Below are 10,081 nucleotides of genomic sequence, written 5' to 3'. Positions count from 1 at the left end.
CACCCGAGCCCGCCCCTCCGACAACCCCAAGCCCGTCCGGCGTTTGAGGACTGAGGCGCGAAGCGCCGAAGCGCGTCAGCCGACGCGAACGCAACACGAAGCCCGTCCGGCGTTTGAGGACATCCGGGCGAAGCCCGGATACGCGTCAGCCGACGCAACCGCACCCCCCGAAAGCCGGGCCGGCGTTTGAGGCCGACCGCGCCGCAGGCGCCAGCGCAACGGAACGATGAGGAGCCCACCGTGACCACCACCACCCACACGACGCCGCAGGCAACCAACTTCGCCCCGCTGAGCGACAACTTCCGCTGGGGCGTAGCCACCTCCGCGTACCAGATCGAGGGCGCGGCCGACGAGGACGGCCGTACCCCGTCCATCTGGGACACCTACTGCCGAAGGCCCGGCGCCGTGGCCAACGGCGAACACGGCGACGTGGCCTGCGACCACTACCACCGCATGGAGCAGGACGTGGACCTCATCCACGGCCTGGGCGTAGACACGTACCGCTTCTCCGTCAGCTGGCCCCGCGTGCAGCCCCACGGCCGGGGGCCGGCCAACGCAAAGGGCCTGGACTTCTACGAACGGCTCACGGACCGCCTGCTGGCGAAGGGGATCACGCCCTGGATCACCCTCTACCACTGGGACCTCCCCCAGGAGCTGGAGGACGCCGGCGGCTGGCCGGAGCGGGACACGGCGTACCGGTTCGCCGACTACGCCGACCTGGTGTACGACCGGCTCGGCGACCGCGTCGAGCACTGGACGACCCTCAACGAGCCCTGGTGCTCGGCGATGCTGGGCTACTGGATCGGCGCCCACGCCCCGGGACGGCGCAACTTCAAGCACGGCATCCACGCCGTCCACCACCTCCTCCTCGGCCACGGCCTCGCCGCGCAGCGCATGCGCGCGAAGGGCGCGCAGACCCTCGGCATCACCGTCAACCTCGGCACCGCCGACCCGGAGACCGACCGCCCCGAGGACCACGCCGCCGCCCGCCGCGCCGACGGCCTGGGCACCCGGCTCTACCTGGACCCGATCGTGCACGGCCGCTACCCGCAGGACATCGTCGACGAGCTGGGCGGCATCGGCATCGAACTGCCCGTCCAGGACGGCGACATGGAGGCCATCGCCACCCCCCTCGACGTACTCGGCGTCAACTACTACAGCGGATCGCTGTTCTCGGGCGTCGAGGAAGACGGCACCGCGGGCACCGGGGACGACGGCCTCCCCACCACCCGCGTCGTACGAAGGGACGTCCCCCGCACCGCCATGGACTGGGAGATCGTCCCGAGCAGCCTCACGGACCTGCTGGTCCGCCTGCACCGCGACTACGGCCTGCCCATGGTCATCACCGAGAACGGCGCCGCCTTCGCCGACACCGCCGAGGCCGACGGCACGGTGCACGACGCCGACCGGACCGCGTTCCTGGAGGCGCACATCCGCGCGGTGGCCGACGCCCGCGCCCAGGGCGCGGACATGCGCGGGTACTTCGCCTGGTCGCTGATGGACAACTTCGAGTGGGCGTACGGCTACGACAAGCGCTTCGGCATCGTCCGCGTCGACTACGACACCCAGACCCGCACGGTCAAGGACAGCGGGCTCTGGTACCGCGACACCATCCGTCTCACCCGCGAGTCAGCACGCTGAAAGCGAGAGCCGCACATGGAAGCGAGGAGCTGCACATGACAAGGCAACGCAGACGCAGAACCGCCCTGTTCGCCGCGGCGGCCCTGGTGGCCACGCTCACCCCGCTGGCGACGACCGGCGCCGCCCGCGCCGACGACCCCGCCCCCATCGCCATCGACCACTTCGAGGGCGAGGTCCCCATCGGCGCCCCGCCGGGCCCCGGCATCTTCACCTGGGGTTCCGACGCCGACGACCCGCCCACCCTCACCCTCCCGGAGGCGGCGGACGCCCCGGGCGGCACGCACGTCCTGCACGGCACCTTCAACATCAGCGGCTGGGGCGGCTACACCCACAACGTCACCTACAACACCGACCCCGCTGACTGGAGCGCCCACCGCGGCATCCGCTTCTGGTGGAAGGGCCAGAACAACGCCAAGCGCTACTGGTTCGAGATCAAGGACGGCGGCGGCAACGGCGAGGCGTCCGAGCTCTGGAACACCTCCTTCGTGGACGACTTCACGGGCTGGAAGCAGATCGAGCTGCCCTTCACCCAGTTCCAGTACCGCGGCGACTACCAGCCCGTCGGCGGCATCGACCAGGTCCTCGGGCTCACCGAGATGTGGGGGTACGCCCTCACGCTGCCGACCGGCGCCCCCGGCTCCTTCGACATGGACGAGGTCGAGGTCTACGGCAAGGCCGACCCGGCGCTGCGCTCCCGCGTGCTCACCGACGCGCCCGTCTACCCGGTCGACGAGGGCGGCGCCGCAACGATCAAGATCGAGGTCGCGACGACCGGTTCCGCGCCTCTCGCCGAGCCGGTGACCGTCCAGTACGCGACCGGCGGCGGCACCGCCACCGAGGGCTCCGACTACACGCCCGTCTCCGGGACCGTGACCTTCCCCGCCGGCACCCCGTCCGGAACCGCGCAGTCGGTGACTGTCCAGACCGCGAAGGACCGGCGCGCCGAGTCCGCCGAGACCATCCCGCTGACCCTCACCGTCACCGGCGCCAAGGCCCCGACCGAGCAGCCCGTGGCCGTCATCGACGCGCACGGTCTGCCGTACCTCGACCCGAAGCTGCCGACGGGCCAGCGGGTGAAGGACCTCCTCGGCCGGATGAGCCTGGAGGAGAAGGTCGGCCAGATGGCCCAGGCCGAGCGCAACGCGATCACCGGCAAGGCCGGCGACATCGCGTCGTACAACCTGGGCTCGCTGCTCTCCGGCGGCGGCTCCGTGCCGAACCCGAACACGCCCGAGGCGTGGGCGAAGATGATCGACTCCTACCAGCTGCGCGCGCAGGCGAGCCGCTACCAGATCCCGCTGATCTACGGCGTGGACGCGGTGCACGGCCACAACAACGTCGTCGGCGCGACGATCTTCCCGCACAACATCGGGATCGGCGCCACCCGCGACGGCGCGCTCGCGGAGAAGGTCGGCGCGGTGACGGCCGAGGAGGTCCGCGCCACCGGCATCCCGTGGGACTTCGCACCGTGCCTGTGCGTCAGCCGCGACGAGCGGTGGGGCCGGACCTACGAGTCCTTCGGCGAGTCCCCGGAGCTGGCGAAGGCCCTCGGCGGGCGGATGACCAAGGGCTTCCAGGGCGACGCCGACGGCAGCGACCTGGACCGCAACGACAAGGTGCTGGCCACCGCCAAGCACTTCGTCGGCGACGGCGGCACCGCCTACGGCTCGTCCACGACCGGCAGCTACACCGTCGACCAGGGCGTCACGACGGTGACGCGCAAGGAGCTGGAGGCGATCCACCTCAAGCCCTTCGAGGAGAGCGTCGAGCGCGGCGTCGGCAGCGTCATGCCGTCGTACTCGAGCCTCGACGTCATCGGCGACGGCAAGGGCGCCGTGAAGATGCACGCCCGCGGCGACATGATCAACGGCTGGCTGAAGGGCGAGCAGGGCTTCGACGGCTTCGTCATCAGCGACTGGCAGGCCATCGACCAGCTGCCGGGCGACTACGCCTCCGACGTCCGCACGTCCGTCAACGCCGGACTGGACATGATCATGGTCCCCTACGCCTACCAGGACTTCACCCGCATCCTGGTGGAGGAGGTGCGCGCCGGGCGCGTCAGCGAGGCGCGCGTCGACGACGCGGTGCAGCGGATCCTCACCCAGAAGTTCCGCCTCGGCCTCTTCGAGAAGCCGTACGCCGACACCACGCACGCCGCCGAGATCGGCTCCGCGGAGCACCGGGCCGTGGCCCGCGAGGCGGCGGCGAAGTCGCAGGTACTGCTGAAGAACGCCGGCGGCCTGCTGCCGCTGCCGAAGAGCTCCAAGGTGTACGTCGCCGGGTCGAACGCCGACAACCTGGGCAACCAGACCGGCGGCTGGACCATCTCCTGGCAGGGCTCGTCCGGCGCCATCACCCAGGGGACGACGATCCTCCAGGGCATCAAGCAGGTCGCGCCCGACGCCACCGTCACCTACAGCCAGGACGCCTCCGCGCCCATGGACGGCTCCGACGTCGGCGTGGTCGTCGTCGGTGAGAGGCCGTACGCCGAGGGCATCGGCGACGTCGGCAACGGTCACGATCTGGAGCTGTCCGACGCCGACAAGGCGGCTGTGGACAAGGTGTGCGCCGCGATGAAGTGCGTCGTGCTCGTCGTCTCCGGCCGGCCGCAGCTCGTCGGGGACCGGCTGGGGGAGATCGACGCCCTGGTCGCCTCCTGGCTGCCCGGCACGGAGGGCGCCGGCGTCGCCGACCCGCTCTTCGGCGCCCGGCCCTACACCGGGAAGCTCCCCGTGACCTGGCCGAAGTCCGTCGGGCAGCTGCCGATCAACGTCGGCGACGCGGTGTACGACCCGCAGTTCCCGTACGGCTGGGGGCTGCGGACCTGAGCCCCGGCGCGGGGCCCCGGACGGCACGGCCGGATGCCGCCGAACCAGCGGCATCGGGCACGGTCGTCCGGGGTCCCGCGGCCCGTGCGCCGTCCACGGGATGTCGGCCAACCGTCGCCGCGTGTTCACCCGATCGGTCCTCTGACCGGCAGCATTTTGTGAGAGGCCCACAGGGTGCATACCCCTGCGGTTGGCCGCTGCGGCAAGCACCCCGTGGGTATGTGTGTTGCCTGCGCAGTCTTTGCGGCTGGACCTTGTAGGTATTCGACATCGGGATCGGAGGGCCCCTACCCGTACCGTCTTCCTATGACCACTCTCGATGACGCTCCCGTAGAGGCAGAGACCCCGCCTGCGAACGAAGCGCGCGGGCGCGCCGCCGAGCTGCACCGCATCCGCGAGCAGGTCGCCGCGGGTCCCTCCGAGCGCGCCACCGAGGCCCAGAAGGCCAAGGGCAAGCTCACCGCCCGGGAGCGGATCGACCTCCTCCTCGACGAGGGCTCCTTCCGCGAGGTGGAGCCGCTGCGCCGGCACCGCGCGACCGGTTTCGGCCTGGAGAACAAGAAGCCCTACACCGACGGTGTGATCACCGGCTGGGGCACCGTGCACGGCCGCACGGTCTTCGTCTACGCACACGACTTCCGGATCTTCGGCGGCGCCCTGGGCGAGGCCCACGCCACGAAGATCCACAAGATCATGGACATGGCCATCTCGGCCGGTGCCCCGCTGGTCTCCCTGAACGACGGCGCCGGCGCCCGGATCCAGGAGGGCGTCTCCGCCCTCGCCGGATACGGCGGCATCTTCCAGCGCAACACCCGGGCCTCCGGTGTCATCCCGCAGATCAGCGTGATGCTCGGCCCGTGCGCGGGCGGCGCGGCCTACAGCCCGGCCCTGACGGACTTCGTGTTCATGGTCCGCGAGACCTCGCAGATGTTCATCACCGGCCCGGACGTGGTCCGCGCGGTGACCGGCGAGGAGATCACCCAGAACGGACTCGGCGGCGCCGACGTGCACGCGGAGACCTCCGGCGTGGCCCACTTCGCGTACGACGACGAGGTCACCTGCCTGGAGGAGGTCCGCTACCTCCTCTCGCTGCTCCCGCAGAACAACCGGGAGAACCCGCCGGCCGTGGAGAGCGAGGACCCGGCCGACCGCCGCGGCGACGTGCTGCTGGACCTGGTGCCGGCCGACGGCAACCGCCCGTACGACATGCACAAGGTCATCGAGGAGATCGTCGACGACGGCGAGTACCTCGAGATCCACGAGCGCTGGGCGCGGAACATCATCTGCGCCCTGGCCCGCCTCGACGGCCAGGTGGTCGGCATCGTCGCCAACCAGCCGCAGTCCCTGGCGGGCGTCCTGGACATCGAGGCCAGCGAAAAAGCTGCCCGGTTCGTCCAGATGTGCGATGCTTTCAATATCCCGATCGTGACCCTGCTCGACGTTCCGGGCTTCCTGCCGGGCGTCAGCCAGGAGCACGGCGGGATCATCCGGCACGGGGCGAAGCTGCTCTACGCCTACTGCAACGCGACCGTCCCCCGGATCTCGATCGTGCTGCGCAAGGCCTACGGCGGTGCGTACATCGTCATGGACTCGCAGTCGATCGGCGCCGACCTGACCTACGCGTGGCCGACGAACGAGATCGCGGTGATGGGCGCCGAGGGCGCCGCCAACGTGATCTTCCGCCGGCAGATCGCCGAGGCCGAGGACCCCGACGCCAAGCGGGCCGAGATGGTCAAGCAGTACAAGGCCGAGCTGATGCACCCGTACTACGCGGCCGAGCGGGGCCTGGTCGACGACGTCATCGACCCGTCCGAGACGCGCGAGGTGCTCATCCGCTCGCTGGCGATGCTGCGTACGAAGCACGCGGACCTTCCGTCGCGCAAGCACGGCAACCCGCCGCAGTGATGTTCACGGGCGTGTGACGCGCCCGTCACCTACCGGGATCACCCTGGAGTCGTGGAAATGGAGAGAAACGTGAGCACGGAGAACCTGGTCCGCGTCGAGAAGGGCTCCGCCAGCGAGGAGGAGCTCGCCGCCCTCACCGCGGTGCTGCTGGCCCGCGCCGCGGCCCAGCCGGCCGCCGTCCCCACCGCCCGCCACGCCGGCTCCGCCCGCTGGCGCCGGCTCGAGCGCACCCCGGGCTTCCGCGCCCCGCACAGCTGGCAGGGCTGACAGCCGTACGCACCGAAGGACCCCCGCCCTGGTGAGGGCGGGGGTCCTTCGTGCTTGTCGCCGCCGGGGTCAGTCCGTCCCGGTGAAGTCGACCGACACCTCGTTGGAGCAGTGGTCCGTGCCGGCGTCGCACAGCTTGTACCTGTACGCCGGCCGCTCCCGGACGCCGATCACGTCCCGGTACCGGCCGGTGTTCGGCACCGTCGCGACCACCTCGCCGTTGCGGACGACCTCCACCTCGGCCGTGGTGGCGCCGTTCCAGGTCAGCGCCGTGGCGAAGACCCCGTCGGCGTGGCTGCCCGCGGCCGTCATCTCGTACCGGGAGCCGACCCGGACCTTGATGATCCGGCCGGGCGCCGTCTTGGTGCCGAAGAAGGCGTAGTCGCCGTTTCTGTCGATGACCGCCGAGATGAGGGCGTCCTCGTTCTCGTCGAGCGTGAGGTACCCGGCGCCCTGGAACTTCTCCAGGTCCACCTTCACCACCCGGCCCGGCAGCGTCAGCGTGCCGAAGACCGCGAACCGTCCCGACGGGTCGATCGTCGAGGAGAAGAAGGGCGCCGCGCCGGGCGGGCTCAGTGCCGCGTCCCGTCCGAAGGCCGTGAGGTCGACACGGACCACCTTGGCCGAACTTCCCTCGCCGGTGCCGAAGTAGGCGTACCGGCCGTCGGGCGCCATGACCGACGTCCGCAGGTTCACCTCACCGGTGGCCAGGGCGATCGAGTCGACCTCCGTCATCGAGGCCAGGTCGACCTTCGCGACCCGCCCCTGCGGGTAGGTGACCGTGCCGAAGTAGGCGAACTCGCCCTTCGGGTCGATCACACCGGTGTCCAGGAAGTCCTCCCCGGCGGCCAGGGTGACGGCGCCGATGCGGGTGAACGTCGCCAGGTCGACCTTCACCACCCGGCCGGGGCTGGTGCCGGTGCCGACGTAGACGTAGGCGCCCGCCGGGTCCATCACGATGGAGCGGGCGTTGTCCTCGCCCGTGCCGAGCAGCAGGATCTTGTCGAGCGTGAAGGTCTCCAGGTCGATCCGCACGATACGGCTGGGGGTCGAGGCGGCGACGAAGTACGCGTACTTCCCGGCCGGGTCGATCACCGCGTCCTGGAGCAGCTTCTGGCCGATGCCCACCCCGAGCCTGCCGACGCGCTGCATCGTCTTCAGGTCGATCTTCACGACCGTGCCCACCAGCGGATCCGGCGCATTGTCGGTGCCGAAGTAGCCGTACCGCCCGGCCGGGTCCACGACCGCGGCGTGCATGTACTTCTCCGAGCTGAGCATCGCGCGCTTGGCGGTGCGCGCCGGCATGGGCGTACCGCTGCCGCGCACGGCCACCGCCTGCGGCCCCTCGGCCGCCGTGCCCTCGAGCGTGATGGTGCCCTGCTGCTCGCCCTTCGCCGACGGGCGGAAGGTGATGTCGAGGGTGCACTGCTCCTTGTGGGCCAGCTTGAACGGGGCCGGGCCGCAGCTGCCGGCCTCGGAGACGAACGCGCCGTCGTGGTCGGTGATCCGCTTGACCATGACCGGGTCGCTGCCGGTGCCGGTCAGGGTGACGGAGACCGGGCCGCCCGTGGTGCCGATGGGCACGGTGCCGAAGTTCCCGCTGCCCGGCGTGACGTCCAGATGCCGGCCCTCGGGGACGGCGAGCGCCAGGTCGGACGTCGTGGCGGCGCCCTCCGTGACGCTCGCGGTGGCGGTCCCCGTGGTGTACGCGAGGGCGGAGACGGTGACGGTGTAGTCGCCGGTGGAGGCGAGCACCGTGTAGTGCCCGTCCGCGTCGGTCTTCTCCGGCAGGCCCACCGGGCCCGAGGCGTCGCCGGGCTGCACGGTGGCGCCCGCCACCGGCTCACCGGTCACCGCGTCGGTGACGGTGCCGGTCAGCGTGCCCGTGGCGCCGCGCGGTGCCTTGGCGACCGCCGCGTAGGCGTCCATCCGGCCCTGACCCCACACGTTGTTGTTGCCGTCGGTGCCGCCGCAGGTGAGGTCCTCGACGTCGACGGCCGTCTCGTCGAGCAGCCGGCGGGTGGCGTCGAGGTCGCGGGAGATCGAGGGAGCCGCCGACCACAGCAGCGCGATCGCGCCCGCCACATGGGGCGCCGCCATCGACGTGCCGCTGCCGACCGCGTACCTGCTGCCCGGGTAGGTGGAGCGGATCGCCACACCCGGCGCGGAGACGTTCGGCTTGATGATGTCGTCGCTGTTCTCCGACGGTCCGCGGCTGGAGAACGAGGCGATGGCGCCGTCGGCGTCGAAGGCGCCCACGCCGTAACTCTCCGGCAGGTTGGCCGGGTTGGCGTCGGTGCCGCACTCCGGTCCCTCGTTGCCGTTGGAGAAGACCGGGAAGATGCCGGCCGCCACCCAGGACTGGACCGTCTGCCGGAACCAGGGGTCGGCGCCCACGGCCGCGCTGCCCCAGGAGTTGTTGATCACGTGCGGTCGCAGCTCGGGACGCGGGTTCTTCCCGTTCCGGTCCGTCGGGGCCAGCATGAACTGGCCGCTGGAGAGCAGCGAGCTCTGCGTGCAGGTGCCCGTCGCGCAGCCCTTCGCGGCGATCCACTTCGCGCCCGGCGCCACGCCGACGTGGTTGCCGGCGCCGCCGTCGCCGACCATCGTGCCGACGGTGTGGGTGCCGTGGCCGACGTTGTCGCAGGGGGTGCTCAGGCTGGGGATGACGCCGCACGACACGGTGCCGTCGAACCAGTTGTAGTCGTGGGTGAAGGTGCCGTCGCCCTTGTTGCCCCGGTACTGCGCGACCAGCGCCGGATGGTTGAACTGCACGCCCGAGTCGATGCTTCCGACGACGACGCCTTGGCCGGTGGCGCCGAACTCGCTCCACACCTTCGGGGCGCCGATCCGGTCCAGACCCCACTCGACGCCGTCGGCCGCGGGCACGGCCTCGGTCTCGGTCTCCTGGATCTCGGGCAGGGCGTAGGTCCGGTCGGCGGTGATCTCGGCGACGCCGGGCAGCGCGGTGATGCGCTCCAGCAGGGCCTCGTCGCCGGTGACCTTCACGGTGTTGGCGATCCAGTACGAGGTGTACGAGGCGTCCGCCCGGTGGAGTACGCCCATCAGCCCGGCCTGGCTGTTACGGGCCGTCTCCTTCAGCCGGTCCTCCACGACGCGGCCCTGGCGGGCGCGGTCCTTGATCCGGTCGGTGCCGGTGAGGTCGGCGCGGTCCTTCAGATAGACCCAGAAGGTCGAACGGCCCTTGTCCTGGAGGTCCTTCAGGACCCGCTGCTCCACGGCGGGGCCGGGGTCGCGGTCCGCGGCCGCCGCGGTCGTGGCCGCTCCGGGCAGCGCCGTCGCCGCGAGGGCGGCGGTGAGCCAGGCGAGCAGGACCTTGCGGGGGCGGGCCAGGCTGCCGGGCCGCTTGCGCGGCCGCTGGCGCTTCGTCGTCCGGGCGGTCGTCATGAGGCCCTCTCCGAGCGGGATATGCGGGGGTG

At 71.3% G+C, this 10,081-nt stretch carries 5 protein-coding genes; 4 read left to right on the top strand and 1 reads right to left on the bottom strand.

Annotated elements, in window-relative coordinates:
- The first annotated feature begins 240 nt into the window (after positions 1 to 240).
- The 4 genes from AB0M28_RS17995 (at position 241) to AB0M28_RS17980 (ending at position 6,641) form a co-directional block, all read left to right on the top strand.
- A complete protein-coding gene (locus tag AB0M28_RS17995) occupies positions 241 to 1,641 on the top strand; it encodes a GH1 family beta-glucosidase (protein WP_365405168.1) in 1,401 nt (466 codons plus the stop codon).
- Between the two features lie 35 nt (positions 1,642 to 1,676).
- Complete coding sequence (locus tag AB0M28_RS17990; RefSeq protein ID WP_365405165.1) at positions 1,677 to 4,469, top strand: CIA30 family protein; 2,793 nt, start codon at positions 1,677 to 1,679, stop codon at positions 4,467 to 4,469.
- A gap of 306 nt (positions 4,470 to 4,775) precedes the next feature.
- Positions 4,776 to 6,374, top strand: a complete 1,599-nt coding sequence (locus AB0M28_RS17985) for an acyl-CoA carboxylase subunit beta (RefSeq protein ID WP_365405162.1) — start codon at positions 4,776 to 4,778, stop codon at positions 6,372 to 6,374.
- 57 nt (positions 6,375 to 6,431) lie between these two features.
- Entirely contained in the window at positions 6,432 to 6,641 is a 210-nt protein-coding gene (locus tag AB0M28_RS17980) for an acyl-CoA carboxylase epsilon subunit (RefSeq protein WP_365405178.1), read from the top strand.
- A gap of 69 nt (positions 6,642 to 6,710) precedes the next feature.
- Here the strand turns inward: AB0M28_RS17980 and AB0M28_RS17975 are convergent, their stop codons facing one another.
- Positions 6,711 to 10,049, bottom strand: coding sequence for a S8 family serine peptidase (locus AB0M28_RS17975; protein WP_365405159.1), 3,339 nt, complete (start codon positions 10,047 to 10,049; stop codon positions 6,711 to 6,713).
- Positions 10,050 to 10,081: the final 32 nt, after the last annotated feature.

The sequence above is a fragment of the Streptomyces sp. NPDC051940 genome (assembly GCF_040680895.1).
In the GTDB taxonomy this organism is placed as follows: domain Bacteria; phylum Actinomycetota; class Actinomycetes; order Streptomycetales; family Streptomycetaceae; genus Streptomyces.
The sequence above is the reverse complement of the archived record's forward strand: the minus strand, read 5'-3'. Positions and strand labels throughout refer to the sequence as shown.